Below are 13,759 nucleotides of genomic sequence, written 5' to 3'. Positions count from 1 at the left end.
CCGGCGCCGATCCTCGGGGGATCGGCGGTGTCGGCCGCCGAATTCGACCGGCGCGCATCCCTACTCCTGGCCGTACCCCCGAAATCGCCGATCTAGCAGTGGGCCTGGGCGGCCGTCGCGGATCGGGGATCTACCCTGGGCTGATGGAGATCGCCAAGCTTCCCGTTGAGGCCCGGGCGCGGCGCGCGGCCGAGATGCGGGAGTTCCTGCGGTCGCGGCGGGCTCGGATCACACCGGCCGCGGCCGGGATGGCCGTCGGGGACTCGCGCGGACGTCGCACGCCGGGCTTGCGCCGCGAGGAGGTCGCGGTGCTGGCGGGGGTGGGCGTGTCCTGGTACACGTGGCTGGAGCAGGGACGGGAGATCAATATCTCCGCCGACGTGCTGGACGCCATCGCGCGGGTCCTGCGGGCCAGTTCCGGGCCGATGCCGCGCGCTACCCCGACGACCCGGAATTCGGCCGGATCGCGACCAACATGTGTTCCGCCAGTGCGGAATTCGCCGAGATCTGGGCAGAACACGGCATCGGTGCGGCCACTTCCGGCAGGAAGGCCGTCGTGCACGCGCAGGTCGGTGAACTCCTCTTCGACTACACCACGCTGACCCTGCCCGAGCTGCCGGGTCACCGGCTGATGCTGCATACGCCGGCCGCCGACACCCCGACCGAGCAGCGGCTCACGGGGCTGCTGGGTGGTGCTGACAGACCCATGTTCGACCAGCACTGCTGATCGCGAGGCCGGCGGCCCACGATCGGATGCATGAAGAGATTCACCAATCGAACAGTTCTGATCACCGGCGGTACCTCCGGGATGGGTCTGGCCACGGCTCGGCGCCTGCTCGACGAGGGCGCCTACGTCATCATCACCGGCCGCGACGACCGCCGCCTCGCCACCGCGGTCGAGACGCTCGCCGCGGGCGAACGCCTGCTGGCCGTGCGGGCCGACGCCGCGAACCTGACCGACCTCGACGCCCTGATGCGCCGCATCGAGACCTGGCGCGGCAGCCTCGACGCCGTCTTCGCCAACGCCGGCACGGGCGTATTCAAGCCCAGCGCCGAACTCACCGAAGCCGACTTCGATCACTCCAGCGACGTCAATTTCAAAGGCGTGTTCTTCACCGTGCAGAAGGCGGTGCCGCTGTTGCGGGAGGGCGGCGCGATCATCCTCAACGCCTCGTGGACACTGCATCGCGGACTACCGATCGCGTCGGTGTATTCGGCGACCAAAGCCGCGGTCCACAATCTCGCCCGGACGCTCGGCTCCGACCTGGCCCCGCGCGGAATTCGCGTCAACTCCGTCAGTCCCGGCTTCATCGATACGGAGATGTACCGCAGCGCCAACGCCGATCCGGAAGCCGACGAGCGCAACGCCGCGCAGGTCCCGCTGGGGACGGTCGGCCACGCGGACGACGTCGCCGCCGCGGTCGCGTTCCTGGCCTCCGACGACGCCTCCTACATCACCGGCCAAGATCTGGTGATCGACGGCGGGCTGGTCGGCTCCGTGCCGAATCGGTGACGTGGTAGGAATCCCTCGCCACGTGCGGTGGCGCTAGTCGGTGTCCTTGCGGGCCTTGCTCGGCTGCACGCGCGGGGGCTCGTTGGGCATCTTCGGATACACCGGCGGCCACGGGGCGTCCATCAGGCCCGCGGCCATGTCCTTGTCCGACATCTCCAGGAGGGGAGTCAGGGACTGCGGGGTGCGGTCGGCCCACGGGTCGCCCAATTCGGCGACGCGGGCGGGGACGGTGGCGATGGTGAGGTCGTCGGGGACGATGGTCGCCAGCTCGTCCCACGAGATCGGGGTGGAGACCTGGGCGCCGACCTTCGGGCGGGCGCACCAGGCGCCGAAAACCGTTTTGTGCGGGGCGTTCTGGTTGAAATCGACGAACACCCGTGAGCCGCGTTCCTCCTTCCACCAGGCGGCGGTGATGTCGTCGGGGTGGCGGCGTTCGAGTTCGCGAGCCAGCGCGACCGCGGCGGCGCGGACCTGGTAGCCGTCCCAGTTCGGTTCCAGCATCGCGTACAGGTGCAGACCGCGCGAGCCGGAGGTCTTCACCCGCACATCGATACCGAGTTCGGTGCACAACTCGCGGGTCGCGAACGCCGCGGCGCGCAGATCGTCGAAACCGATGCCGGGGGAGGGATCCAGATCGATGCGCAGCTCATCGGTGACACCGGTCGGCGGCAGCACGTTCCCGGCGGCGTCGAGGACCGGCGGGAACGTCGAGGCGGCCTCGGCGCCGGCGTGGGTGGGCCAGACGTGAAAACCCAAGCAGCCCAGATTGACCGCCCACAGAATATGGGCCATGTCCACCGCGACCAGCGCGTCGCTGGTGGTGCCGTTGGGGGTGGACACCACCGTGGTGGTCAGCCAGTCCGGCGCCGAGGACGGCACCCGCTTCTGGAACCACGACTTGCCCGACGCCCCATCCGGATAACGCTCCAGCAGCACCGGCCGTCCGCCGATGGTCCGCATGATCGGATCGGCAACGGCCAGATAGTAATTCACCAGATCCAGCTTGGTGTCTCCGCGCTTGGAGAAATACACCTTGCCCGGATTGGAGATCGACACCGTCCGCCCGGCCACCTCGATCCGCACCGCATCACTCACCGCGCGTTTCCTTCCGAATTCCTGGCCTCGGCGAAAATATCGGCCAGCTCCGCGGGCGCGACCTCGTCGAGCTGGGCGTAGGTGCACGATACGGGGGTGCGGTCGCCGCGGAAGCGCACCAGCCGCCCGCCGTGGCGGAACCGCCCGGCCATCACATGCTCATAGCGCACCTCGGCCACCAGCTCCGGGCGCAGCGCCTCCCACGACAGATCCTTGCCGCCGGTCCAGCGGCTCACCCCGCCCGGCATCTTCCCGTCGGCCTTGGCCTGGGCGGCGGCATCGGCCCACGAGCGCCACGGATGATCCGCGAGGGCATTCTCCCGCAACGGCGCCAGCTCGTCGACCAGTTCCTTGCGCCGCGCCGCGGTGAACGACGACGCCACCCCGACATGATGCAGATTGCCGTCCTCGTCGAACAGCCCCAGCAGCAACGACCCCACGCCCTGGCCGTCCTTGTGCCAGCGGAACCCGGCCACCACGCAATCGGCGGTGCGTTCATGCTTGATCTTGAGCATCACCCGCTTGTCCTGCAGATACGCCAGATCCGACGCCTTGGCCATCACCCCGTCGAACCCCGCGCCCTCGAACCGGGTGAACCAGTCCGCGGCGATATCGGGGTCATCGGTGATCGGGGTCAGATGCGTGCCCGCGTGCGTGCCGTCGAGCACCGTCTCGAGCAGTGCGCGCCGCTCGGTGAACGGCCGCCCGGTCAGATCATCGTCACCCAACGCCAGCAGGTCGAAGCCCACGAAACTGGCCGGGGTCTCCGCCGCCAGCTTCTTCACCCGCGACGCCGCCGGATGCAGCCGCTGCTGCAGCGTGTCGAAATCCAGGCCGTTCGCGGTGACGACCACGATCTCCCCGTCCACCACGCACCGCGGCGGCAGCGCCTGACCCAGTAGTTCCACCAGTTCGGGGAAATACCGGGTCAGGGGCCGATCATTGCGGGAACCCAGCTCGATCTCGTCACCGTCGCGGAAGACGATGCAGCGGAAGCCGTCCCATTTCGGTTCGAACCGCAGCCCCGGATCCCGGGGCAGCTCCGACACCGATTTGGCCAGCATCGGTTTCACCGGCGGCATGACGGGTAACTGCACACGGCCTCCTCGGTTCGCGGCGGATCCGAGACCGATCGTAATGCGAACCGGTCAGTTTTCGAGCCACCCGTGCGCATCGGCGAACGTAGTGAGCCGGTCGCGAATCGTGATGATCTCCGCCGCCGTCAGCTGCGGCGAGGCGTCCAGCAGCAGTTCGGTGATCAGCCGGCGATGCTCGGCCGCGCTCATCTGCCCCGAGGCGCGATGCTCCTTACCCTTGTGCCGCACCGGCGCCGCCGCCTGACCCGGCACCACCGCCAGATTGATCGCCTTGGGACCCCGATCACCCTCGGTCACATCGAATTCGAAAACCCGCCCCTGGCGCAGCTCGTCCTCGTCCAGCCCGATGTCGTTGACATGCACGAACACATCCGGGCCGCCGTCTTCCGGACGGATGAACCCGAAACCCCGAGAGCTGTCGAACGACACCAATTTCCCGATGGACACCTAAACACCCGCTCCTCGTCGCCGCGTCCCTCTCGCGGTCACTCTAGTCCGCGGGCTGATCATTGTTGGAGGAAAGTGCCTTTTGCAACGAATTGAAGACCGTCAAGCCCTGGCCCACCATCCCGTTGACGATCTCCGACACCCCGTCGGGACCGTTGAGCACCGTCAGGTTCGCCTTCGACAACCCGCCCGCGGCCTGCTTGACGATCTCGGGCAACTGCTCGATGAGCAGCTGATCGAGCGCGATCCGATTGTTCGACGCCGCCGCCTCGGCCTGGATCCGGGTGCGATCGGCCTCGGCCTCGGCCAGGATGCGCACCCGATCCGCCTCTGCCAGAGCGGGTTTGACCACCTCGGCCTGCAACTGCTGCTCACGCAGCTCGGCCTGCTTGCGCGCCTGCTCGGCCTGGGCGGCGAGCACCTCCTGCATGGCGGTGGCCTGCGCGAGCGGACCCGCCTGCGCGGCTTGGGCATTGGCCTTGTCGATATCGCGCTGATACTCCGCCTTGAGGATCGCGGTCTCACGCTGATATTCGGCCTGCTTGCGCTGGGACTCCTGCTCGGCCTGGGCGGCCAGCTGGGCCGCGGCGGCCTGCGCGATCTGCGCGTCGCGCTGCACCGCCGCGTTGTGCGGGGCGGCCAGGGCCGCGATATAGCCCAGATTGCCGTCGTCGATGTGCTGGATCTGGAACGAGTCCACCCACAGCCCGATATTGCTCATCTCCACCTTCGAGGCCACCAGCACCTCGTCGGCCAGCTTCTGGCGCTCGCGGATGATCTCCTCGACCGTCATCGAGCCCACGATCGAGCGCAGATGACCGGAGAAGATGCGCCCGGTCAGCACGCTCATCTCCTTCTCCTGCTCGGACAGGAACCGTTGCGCCGCATTGACGATCGACTGGGTGTCGTTGGCGACCTTGAACGCGATCACCGCCCGCACATCGAGCTGGATGGCCTGCTTGGTGACGCAGCGTTCGCCGATCTCGGCCTCGAACATCGCCAGCGACAGATACCGCACCTTGCGGAACAGCGGCACCACCCAGGCGCCGTGACCGATGATCACCCGGAACGGCGCGCCGCCGTCCTTGCCGTGGCGGCCGCCGCTGACCAGCATCGCCTCATCGGGATCGGGAACGTGATAACCCAGCATCGTGTGTGACTCCCCTCGAACATGGTTCGAAATCGTTTTTCGAACAATCAATCGCCCGGAAGCGGGACCCACGCAACAACATCGACGATACGACCGGGATGAGCGGCGACCACCAGGACCGGCGCACCGGCGGGCAGCGGCTCGTCCGCGCGCGCGATGTAGAGCTCGGTTCCCCCTCGGATGGCGACCAGGACCTCCCCGAGGGCTCCCGCGCCCCGGATCGGCGAGGTCAGCGTACCGGTCAGGCCCACTACCGGGTCGGTCATCGCGATGTTCTCCTCGCCCGGGGGGATTGCCGAGAACGCCAGCGTACGCGCGTCCGAGACGCTGCCCGGGTCGCTGCGCGGTCGCCCAATGTTTGCTACCGCTCGGTATGATTCGGTGATTCCATTCCGGAGCGACCATCGCACGGCAGGAAGGACCCGCCGATGAGCATTCCGATCCACGCCGAGAGAAAAATGTGCTGGTGTCCGCACCGACCGGCTGGCAGGCTGAAGCGGTGACCACCCCTCCGGATACCAAGGCGGCCGACTCCGCCGACGACAAGCTGGACATCGGCGTCTTCAAAATCGCCGGTGTCGTGGTGCTCGGCGCCATCATGTCGATCCTCGACGTCACCGTGGTGACCGTCGCCATCCCCACCTTCCAGCACGACTTCGACACCACCTACGCCATCGCCGCCTGGTCCATGACCGGCTACACCCTCGCGCTGGCCACCGTCATCCCGCTCACCGGCTGGGCCGCGGACCGATTCGGCACCAAACGCCTCTACATGATGGCGCTGGTGTTCTTCGTGATCGGCTCGGTGCTGTGCTCGACGGCCTGGAACATCGAGTCCCTCATCGCCTTCCGCGTCATCCAGGGCCTCGGCGGCGGCATGCTCATGCCCTTGGGCATGACGATCATGACCCACGCCGCGGGCCCCACCCGCATCGGCCGCGTCATGGCCGTGCTCGGCGTGCCCATGCTGCTGGGCCCCATCGGCGGACCCATCCTGGGCGGCTGGCTCATCGACTCCTTCAGCTGGCACTGGATCTTCCTGATCAACCTGCCCATCGGCATCATCGCGCTGATCCTGGCCTACACGATCTTCCCGCGCGACAATCCCGAACCGTCGCAGAGCTTCGACTTCCTGGGCATGCTGCTCGCCTCACCCGGCCTGGCCGCCTTCCTGTTCGGCGTGTCCTCCATCCCCGGTGAGGGCACCGTCAAGTCGGCCAAGGTGCTCATCCCCGCCATCATCGGCGCGGCCCTGCTCGTCGCGTTCGTCTTCCACGCCCTGCGCACCGAGCACCCGCTCATCGACCTGCGCCTGTTCAAGAACAAGTCGCTGCGCTTCGCGGTGCTCACCATGACCCTGTTCGCCATGGCGTTCTTCGGGTCCGGGCTGCTGCTGCCGTCGTATCTGCAGCAGGTGCGCGGCGAGTCCACCCTGGCCGCCGGCCTGCTCATCGCACCGCAAGGCCTGGGCGCGATGCTGACCATGCCCATCGCCGGACGACTGGTCGACAAGATCGGCCCCGGCAAGATCGTGCTCACCGGCATCTCCATCATGGCGCTGTCGATGGCCGCGCTCACCCAGGTCAAGGCCGACACCCCCTACCCGCTGCTGTGCGGGGTGCTGTTCGTCATGGGTCTGGGCATGGGCTGCACCATGATGCCGACCATGACCGCCGCCATCCAGACCCTCACCCACGGCGAGGTCGCGCGCGGGTCCACCCTGATGAACATCGTCAACCAGACCGCCGGATCCATCGGCACCGCAACCATTTCCGTGGTGCTGACCACCCTGCTCAACCACCGGCCCGAAGCCAAGATGGCCATCGGATCCCACTACGATCCGCGCATCGCCCAGCAGGTCCCGCCGCAGGTCCTCGCCGACGGCTTCGACCAAGCCGCCCAGGCGTTCGCCCACACCTTCGTGGTGGCCACCGTGCTGCTGCTGGCGACGCTGATCCCGGCGTTCTTCCTGCCCCGCTCCAAACCCGCCACGCCGGCCGCGGCCGACGCGCCCGCGGTCGTGCACTGAGAAAACGTCGTGCACTGAGAGAACACCGCCGAAAGCCCACCCGGAAACCATTGCCCCGGGTGGGCTTTCGCGTGTGTCGATACCGCTGCCTGCTCAGTGCCGCGGCCCCGACGCGGCCAGGTGCTCGGTGTAGAAGAACAACAACCCCGTCGCCGCCGCGATCGCCGCCAGCAGCCAGAACCGGATGATCACCGTGGTCTCCGGCCACCCGGTCAACTCGAAATGATGATGGAACGGAGCCATCTTGAACACCCGCGTGCGCGTGGTGCGGAACATGACGATCTGCAACGCCACCGACGCGATCTCGGCCACGAACAACGCGCCCACCGCCACCATCAGCAGCTCGGTGCGCGTGGTGATCGACAACCCGGCCAGCAGCCCGCCCAACGCCAGCGACCCGGTGTCACCCATGAAGATCTTCGCCGGAGCCGCGTTCCACCACAGGAACCCCACACACGCCGCCGCGCCCGCCGCGCACACCACCGACAGATCCAGCGGATCACGCACCGTGTAGCAGCCCGGCACCGCCTTGGTCGCGCACGCGTGCGCGTACTGCCAAAACGTGATCAGCACATACGAACCCAGCGCCAACCCCACCGAACCCGCCGCCAGACCGTCCAGGCCGTCGGTGATATTGACCGCGTTCGACCACGCCACCACGATGGTGCACGCCACCAGCAGAAACCCCGCCACCGCCAGCGACACCGTGGAGATATCGCGCACGATCGAGATCTGCTTGCTGCCCGGCGTCAGCCCCGACCCGCCGCGAAACCGCAACGCCAGCACCCCGAACACCACCGCCGCGCACAACTGCCCGACCATCTTGCCCGACGCCGTCAACCCCAGCGAGCGCCGCTGGGTCAGCTTGATCGCGTCATCGGCGAACCCCACCGCCCCCAATGCCGTCGCCAACCCCAGCACCAGCAGCCCCGACGCCGACGCGCCCCGCCCGTCGAAATGCCGCCCCACCAGCGTCGCCGCCCCGTACCCGCACCAGATCGCGACCAGGATCGCCAGCCCGCCCATGGTCGGGGTGCCCCGCTTGGACAGATGACTCGCCGGGCCGTCGGACCGGATCGCCTGCCCCCACCGCCGCCGGGTGAACACGCGAATCAGCAACGGCGTCACCGTGATCGACACCACCAGCGCCACCAGCGCCGCCACCAGAATCTGCCGCATCGCACCCCCTCGAAACCCGAAATCCGGTCACATGCTAACCGCCGCCGGAACGAAACGGCCCCCCGTGATTGTTAGCGTGAGATATGACCACCCCGGGTGCGCGCCGCGACCAACTGCGAGAATTCCTGCGCGACAGACGCGCCCGCATCACCCCCGAGCGGGTCGGGCTCCCCGCCGCCGGCCGCCGCCGCACCCCCGGACTGCGCCGCGAGGAAGTCGCCGTCCTCGCCGGAGTCGGCGTGTCCTGGTACACCTGGCTCGAACAGGGCCGCGACATCACCGTCTCCACCGACGTCCTCGACGCCATCGCCGCCGCCCTGCTGCTCGACGACACCGAACGCGGCCACCTCTACGTCCTGGCCGGGCTCAACCCACCCTGCCGCTCGGGCGCCGCCGGTGGCGACATCACCCCCGAAACCCGAAACCTGCTCGACGCCTGGGAACCCCGCCCCGCCGTCCTGCGCGACCGCTACTGGACCGTGCTGGCCTACAACGACGCCGCCCGCGCCGTTTTCGGCTACCAAGGCCCCGGCCACAACTGCCTGATCACCTACTTCACCAGCCCGCGCTACCTGGCCATGACCGACCACTGGACCCGAGCCGCCCCCGCCGTCGTCGCCGCCTACCGCGCCGACTCCGCCCCCTGCCCCGGCGACCCCGGCTTCGACGCCGTCATCACCGACCTGTCTCGCCGCAGCCCCGAATTCGCGCACCTGTGGTCGCGCCACGACGTCGGCGCCCCCGCTCAAGCCGTCAACGCGCTGCGGCATCCCGAAGTGGGCGAACTGCACTTCGACGCCACCACCCTGACCCTCGCCGACCGCCCCGACCAGCACGTCGTGCTCTACAACCCGCGCCCGCGGACCGGCACCGCCGACGCCCTCGACCGCCTGCACCGGCTGCGCCTGGCAGCACCCGCGTGAGCGACACCGCGGCAATGCCGGGACCCCTGGCCCGCGCCAGGGTGGTGGTGGCACACCCACGATAAACGCGCACTGTTTACCCGCGCCGCGCCCCGGCACGCTGAAGCCATGACGCACAACGGATCCCGCTTCCACAACAAGATCGCCCTCATCACCGGGGGCAGCAGCGGCATGGGGCTGGCCACCGCGCGGCGCCTCATCGCCGAAGGCGCGCAGGTGATCATCACCGGGCGCGACAAGAGCCGTCTCGACGCCGCCGTCGCCGAGCTCGGCGAACACGCCGTCGCCGTCGCCGGCGACGTCACCGACACCGAGGACCTCGCCGCGCTGACCCGCACCGTCACCGAACGCTTCGGACGCCTGGACGTGCTGTTCGTCAACGCGGGTATCGGTGCGTTCCAGCCGTTCACCGCCGTCACGCCCGAGGAATTCGATCGGATCGTCGCCCTCAACTTCACCTCGGCGTTCTTCACCATCCAGCACGCCCTGCCGCTGCTGTCGGCGGGCGGTGCGATCGTCATCAACGCCTCGTTCGCCACCTACCGCGGCGCGCCGGGCACCGCGCTCTACACCGCCACCAAAGCCGCCGTGCACACCTTGGCCCGCACCCTCGCCGCCGAACTGGCCCCCAAGGGAATTCGCGTCAACTCCGTCAGCCCCGGCTACACCGACACCCCCGCCTTCCGCGCCGAAACCACCCCGCGAACCCAGGCCGACGCGGCCTCGCGGGTCGCGCTCGCCCGCATCGGCACCTCCGACGATGTGGCGGCCGCGGTCGCGTTCCTGGCCTCCGCCGACGCCTCCTACATCACCGGCCAGGACCTGCTCGTCGACGGCGGCCTCACCACCGTCATCCCTACCGCCATGGTGTGAGGACGGCTCACTGCTCGGTTTCCACCGGCCGCGCCACCGTGCGCCAGCCGACACTGGTCACCGACGGCTCCAGGCTCAACCGGCTCACCGCGGACTCCATCTGGCGATCGTCGCGACGATCGCCGGTGAGTTCGGCCCGCACCTGCACCCGCCCCGGCGAGGTGTCATGACTGGAAATCGACACCAGGCTGAAATCGGTGCGGGTCAACGACTGCACCAGCAGCGCGCGCACCTGCGCCTCGTGCGCGTCGTCGGTATCGGCGTGGAAGGCGTACAACGCGTACTCGGCGTCGGTGCCGTCGGCGAGCGGACGATCCACCGACCGGGCCACCGTCCGCAACGCGGTATTGACCACCACCACCGCGACCGTGCCCGCCGCGGCCGTCGAGTACATGCCCGCGCCCGCCAGCGCGCCGACAGCGGCCGAACACCACAGTGTCGCAGCGGTATTGAGGCCGCGGATATTGAACCCGTCACGCAGGATCACACCCGCGCCCAAAAAGCCGATACCCGAAACGATCTGCGCCGCAACCCGGGTCGGGTCGGCGGAGGCGCCGTTGAAGCCGTGCGCCGACAGCAGCACGAACAGGGTCGCACCGGCGGCGACCAGCGCGTTGGTGCGCAGCCCGGCCATGCGGGCCCGGAACTGGCGCTCGAATCCGATGATCGCGCCCAACCCGACGCCGGTGGCCAGGCGGAGCAGCATTTCCCAGGTGGTCATCTCGATCTCCCAGCGGATGACGGCGCACTCGGACAGCGACGCTACCGGGTGTGCGGCAGCGGCCGAAGGATTGAGGGAGTGTCGCCTGGTGAACGATTGGCTAACGGAACTCGGTCCGGTCCATCGGGCACGACCACCACCTCCTCACACACTCGCACCGCGCGACCGCGGGGTCGCGTGCATGCCGGGGGAGTGGGACCGGCGGGGAATCGCCGGCACGGGTACCACCCCTCGTAAGACCTTCAGCACTCCACGGCGTAACCCGCCACCAGGGCGGGAGCCGGTCGGGGCATCCCCTTAGCTCGGGGAAGCCTGTCCTGATCCGGGGCGTCTCTCGACGTTCGGGATCGCCGGCCTGTATCCGTGAAGGAGCCTCAGCTAACGACGGCACCTTGCGTCAGCGAGTAAACACCCCCGCGGCGCGCCTGGCAACTCGATATGGCCGCGCTCGCCCGCATCCACTCCGCGAACACGCCGGTGGCGGGGTCAGCGATACATGCCGCGATAGGCGTCGATGGTCGCCACCAGATGGTCCACGATCTGATCGCGCGTGGCGCGCAGCGTGCCGTTGAGCCACGCCGAGAACATGCCGGCGTTACCGCTGGCCATGGTGACCGCGGCCAGCCGCCGCCGCACCGGATCATCGATATGGGCGAACAGGTGATCCTGGATCAGGCGGGTGAACGCCGGCATCACCGCGATCGTGGTCTGGCCCAGCCCCGTCGACGAATACGGCTCCACCAGGAACAGCCGCGACTTGCGCGGATCCTGCAGCACCTTGTCCACCAGTGTTTCCGACAGCGCGCGATCCCGATCGGGGTCATCGGCGACGGCGAACGCGGTCATCGGATCCAGGAACTCCTCGGCGATCTGGCGGTAGAGCACATCGAGCAGTTCGTCGCGGCTGGCGAAGGATTCGTAGAAATACCGGTCGGTCAGCGTGGCGCGCCGGCACACCGCGCGCATGGTGACCGCGCCCGCCCCCGACTCGCCGATCAGGTCCAGTGCGGCCTCGAGCAGCGCGGTGCGGCGCGCCTCACGGCGTTCGGTGAGGGTCGTTCCACCCCAGATGCGGGGCTCCTCGGCGGGAGGCTGCTCGGTCTGCACCGGGTCAAGAGTAATGCCCGGGGCCGGGTGGGAGCGCACACCCGGACCCGGACCGGCTTATTTGGTGACCACGCACGCGCTGCCGAGGTTGATGCCGGTGCCGACGGTGACCGTCGCCCACTGCGAGCCGTTGTAGGTCCAGGCCTGCACGTAATGGGTGCCGGTGGCCGTCGGTGTCCAGCTCGAGGTGGCGGTGCCGCCGCTGCCCAGACCGAACTGCTGCGGAGTGAAGGTCGACGATGCGCTGTCGTAGAGCCACACGTACTCGTTCGGGCTGCCGTTGACGGTGAGCGTGTAGGAGCAGTTGGTGCCGTAGCCGCCGCCGATGCTGGTGCCGGTCGCGATGGTCACGCTGCTGACATACGCCGCCGCGTCGGGCGCGGCGAGCACGAGCGCCGCGGCCGCGGCGCTGCAGGTGGCGAACACGGACGCGACCGAAGTGCGTGAGCGGATCATTGTCGATCATCTCCCCAGACGAACGGGATGAATGAGAACACTGCGACGCCATTGGCGCATATACGCAGTGTCGGTGTTCAGCACCCCCGACACGCGCGGATCGGACCACTCGGTGCGAACCGGTCACCCCGCCAACGCAATTCGTGATCTCCGGCAATCAGTCGGCTGTCCAGCATCGACGCCGAAAGCCCGGGGTTCCCCTAATGATCCCCTAATTCGCACGCTCGCAGCGCAATTCAGTTACCGCATCGCTAACGTTCCGATTGTCCGAATCGCCCGGGTGACGAAGCGCAGACACCCAGCGGTGACCGGACACCGCGCGAGTCCTCTTCCCCGAGACTCGCCGCCCCGCGTCCCCGCCGCGCAGCGGGCGCCGCGAACCCCGGCGTCGCCGGGCCGACCCCCGATCCCGGCCCGGCGACGCCGTCTCATAAGCGCCGATTCCGCCACAAGGACGGCGCGAACGCCGCGACGCTGCAATGATCGACCCAGTTTGGATTCAGTTCGGGTAGGCATTGCGAATCAACCTGTGCCGGTGGACTGTTCGAGGTGCAGAAGGATCGCGCAGGATGACCGCACGCCGGTATGCCAGTAACTCCGCCGTAGCCGACCCCGCCGAGCCGTCGGGCTGGGGCCGGCATCTGGGCGTCGGGGACGACATCGCGGACAGCCTCGGCTCCGGGCAGCTCGGTGCGCTCATCTTCGCCCGGAAACTGGTGCGCTGCTGGTACATCGCCAACTTCCTGCTCGCCTCGACCCTCGGCTCGGGTGCGGGCCTGTTCGCCTGGGAGTACGGCCGGCGGACCTACGGCGACTGCACGGGCACCGCCACCTGCTACCCGCGCTGGGAGTTGCTGGTGCTCGGCGTCGGCTCCGGATTGCTCGCCGCGGGAGCGATCTTCCTGGCCGCGTCGTTGCCGTGCTTCTGGGTCGCCTACGCCATCCGGTGGTCGGCACGCGCCATGGCCGACCGCAACGGCGGGCCCGAGCATCACGAGGCCGAGCCCTACGAGGTCGCCGAACATCACCAATGGCGCGCGGCCGAGCAGCCGGCCCGCCGCCAGACCCGGACCGAGGAACCGCCCCGCCGCCCCGCCCGCGGCGACGTTGACGAAGCCGCTGAGCTGTTTGGCCAGGCCGTTGATGTAGGTGATCAGCTGGCTGATCGC

At 68.7% G+C, this 13,759-nt stretch carries 15 protein-coding genes, 1 pseudogene and 1 riboswitch; of the genes and pseudogenes, 7 read left to right on the top strand and 9 right to left on the bottom strand.

Features of this window, described 5'->3' with window-relative positions; genetic code table 11:
- Positions 1-143: 143 nt before the first annotated feature.
- The 3 genes and pseudogenes from ACWELJ_RS29835 to ACWELJ_RS29825 all read left to right on the top strand — a co-directional run.
- Positions 144-356, top strand: a pseudogene (locus ACWELJ_RS29835) (hypothetical protein); the annotation flags it as partial.
- On the top strand, positions 341-727 hold the full coding sequence (locus tag ACWELJ_RS29830; protein ID WP_452369442.1) for an MmyB family transcriptional regulator: 387 nt from the start codon (positions 341-343) through the stop codon (positions 725-727). The pseudogene ACWELJ_RS29835 and the gene ACWELJ_RS29830, both read left to right, overlap by 16 nt.
- Before the next feature lie 30 nt (positions 728-757).
- Positions 758-1,513 (top strand): SDR family NAD(P)-dependent oxidoreductase, encoded by a 756-nt coding sequence (locus ACWELJ_RS29825; RefSeq protein WP_452369441.1) that lies wholly within the window; start codon positions 758-760, stop codon positions 1,511-1,513.
- 33 nt (positions 1,514-1,546) lie between these two features.
- Here ACWELJ_RS29825 and ACWELJ_RS29820 read toward each other — a convergent pair whose 3' ends face one another.
- The 5 genes from ACWELJ_RS29820 to ACWELJ_RS29800 all read right to left on the bottom strand — a co-directional run bounded on the left by ACWELJ_RS29820 (position 1,547) and on the right by ACWELJ_RS29800 (position 5,568).
- On the bottom strand, positions 1,547-2,608 hold the full coding sequence (locus tag ACWELJ_RS29820; protein WP_452369440.1) for a DNA polymerase domain-containing protein: 1,062 nt from the start codon (positions 2,606-2,608) through the stop codon (positions 1,547-1,549).
- The gene (locus tag ACWELJ_RS29815; RefSeq protein ID WP_452369439.1) at positions 2,605-3,705 is read right to left on the bottom strand and encodes an ATP-dependent DNA ligase; all 1,101 of its coding nucleotides are present in this window, start codon (positions 3,703-3,705) and stop codon (positions 2,605-2,607) included. The genes ACWELJ_RS29820 and ACWELJ_RS29815 overlap by 4 nt, the downstream gene beginning before the upstream one ends.
- 51 nt (positions 3,706-3,756) lie before the next feature.
- Positions 3,757-4,134 carry a cold-shock protein gene (locus ACWELJ_RS29810; RefSeq protein WP_452369444.1) on the bottom strand — a complete coding sequence of 126 codons (378 nt, stop codon included), beginning with the start codon at positions 4,132-4,134 and terminating at the stop codon, positions 3,757-3,759.
- A gap of 61 nt (positions 4,135-4,195) precedes the next feature.
- Positions 4,196-5,302: an SPFH domain-containing protein gene (locus tag ACWELJ_RS29805; RefSeq protein ID WP_452369438.1), complete on the bottom strand. Its 1,107-nt coding sequence runs from the start codon at positions 5,300-5,302 to the stop codon at positions 4,196-4,198.
- Between the two features lie 47 nt (positions 5,303-5,349).
- Positions 5,350-5,568: a hypothetical protein gene (locus ACWELJ_RS29800; RefSeq protein WP_452369437.1), complete on the bottom strand. Its 219-nt coding sequence runs from the start codon at positions 5,566-5,568 to the stop codon at positions 5,350-5,352.
- 233 nt (positions 5,569-5,801) lie between these two features.
- Here ACWELJ_RS29800 and ACWELJ_RS29795 point away from each other — a divergent pair, with 233 nt between their 5' ends.
- Positions 5,802-7,331 (top strand): DHA2 family efflux MFS transporter permease subunit, encoded by a 1,530-nt coding sequence (locus ACWELJ_RS29795; protein WP_452369443.1) that lies wholly within the window; start codon positions 5,802-5,804, stop codon positions 7,329-7,331.
- A gap of 93 nt (positions 7,332-7,424) precedes the next feature.
- Here ACWELJ_RS29795 and mraY read toward each other — a convergent pair whose 3' ends face one another.
- Positions 7,425-8,510, bottom strand: a complete 1,086-nt coding sequence (mraY, locus tag ACWELJ_RS29790; RefSeq protein WP_452369436.1) for a phospho-N-acetylmuramoyl-pentapeptide-transferase — start codon at positions 8,508-8,510, stop codon at positions 7,425-7,427.
- An 83-nt stretch (positions 8,511-8,593) separates the two neighbouring features.
- Here mraY and ACWELJ_RS29785 point away from each other — a divergent pair, with 83 nt between their 5' ends.
- On the top strand, positions 8,594-9,433 hold the full coding sequence (locus tag ACWELJ_RS29785; protein ID WP_452369435.1) for a helix-turn-helix transcriptional regulator: 840 nt from the start codon (positions 8,594-8,596) through the stop codon (positions 9,431-9,433).
- A gap of 108 nt (positions 9,434-9,541) precedes the next feature.
- Entirely contained in the window at positions 9,542-10,306 is a 765-nt protein-coding gene (locus ACWELJ_RS29780; RefSeq protein WP_452369434.1) for an SDR family NAD(P)-dependent oxidoreductase, read from the top strand.
- Between the two features lie 7 nt (positions 10,307-10,313).
- Here ACWELJ_RS29780 and ACWELJ_RS29775 read toward each other — a convergent pair whose 3' ends face one another.
- From ACWELJ_RS29775 to ACWELJ_RS29765, 3 genes are all read right to left on the bottom strand, one after another.
- On the bottom strand, positions 10,314-11,027 hold the full coding sequence (locus ACWELJ_RS29775; protein WP_452369433.1) for an MgtC/SapB family protein: 714 nt from the start codon (positions 11,025-11,027) through the stop codon (positions 10,314-10,316).
- Between the two features lie 219 nt (positions 11,028-11,246).
- Positions 11,247-11,420, bottom strand: a riboswitch (M-box (ykoK) riboswitch).
- Between the two features lie 93 nt (positions 11,421-11,513).
- Positions 11,514-12,134, bottom strand: coding sequence for a TetR/AcrR family transcriptional regulator (locus ACWELJ_RS29770; RefSeq protein ID WP_452369432.1), 621 nt, complete (start codon positions 12,132-12,134; stop codon positions 11,514-11,516).
- Positions 12,135-12,191: 57 nt separating this feature from the next.
- Positions 12,192-12,590 (bottom strand): hypothetical protein, encoded by a 399-nt coding sequence (locus ACWELJ_RS29765; RefSeq protein WP_452369431.1) that lies wholly within the window; start codon positions 12,588-12,590, stop codon positions 12,192-12,194.
- Between the two features lie 569 nt (positions 12,591-13,159).
- Between ACWELJ_RS29765 and ACWELJ_RS29760 the strand changes: the two genes are divergently transcribed.
- Positions 13,160-13,759, top strand: a 600-nt coding sequence (locus ACWELJ_RS29760; RefSeq protein WP_452369430.1) for a hypothetical protein, incomplete at its 3' end; no start/stop codon positions are given.

This window comes from Nocardia sp. NPDC004582, assembly GCF_053602115.1.
Note: the sequence above shows the minus strand (reverse complement) of the source record. Positions and strands in the feature narration are given on the sequence as shown.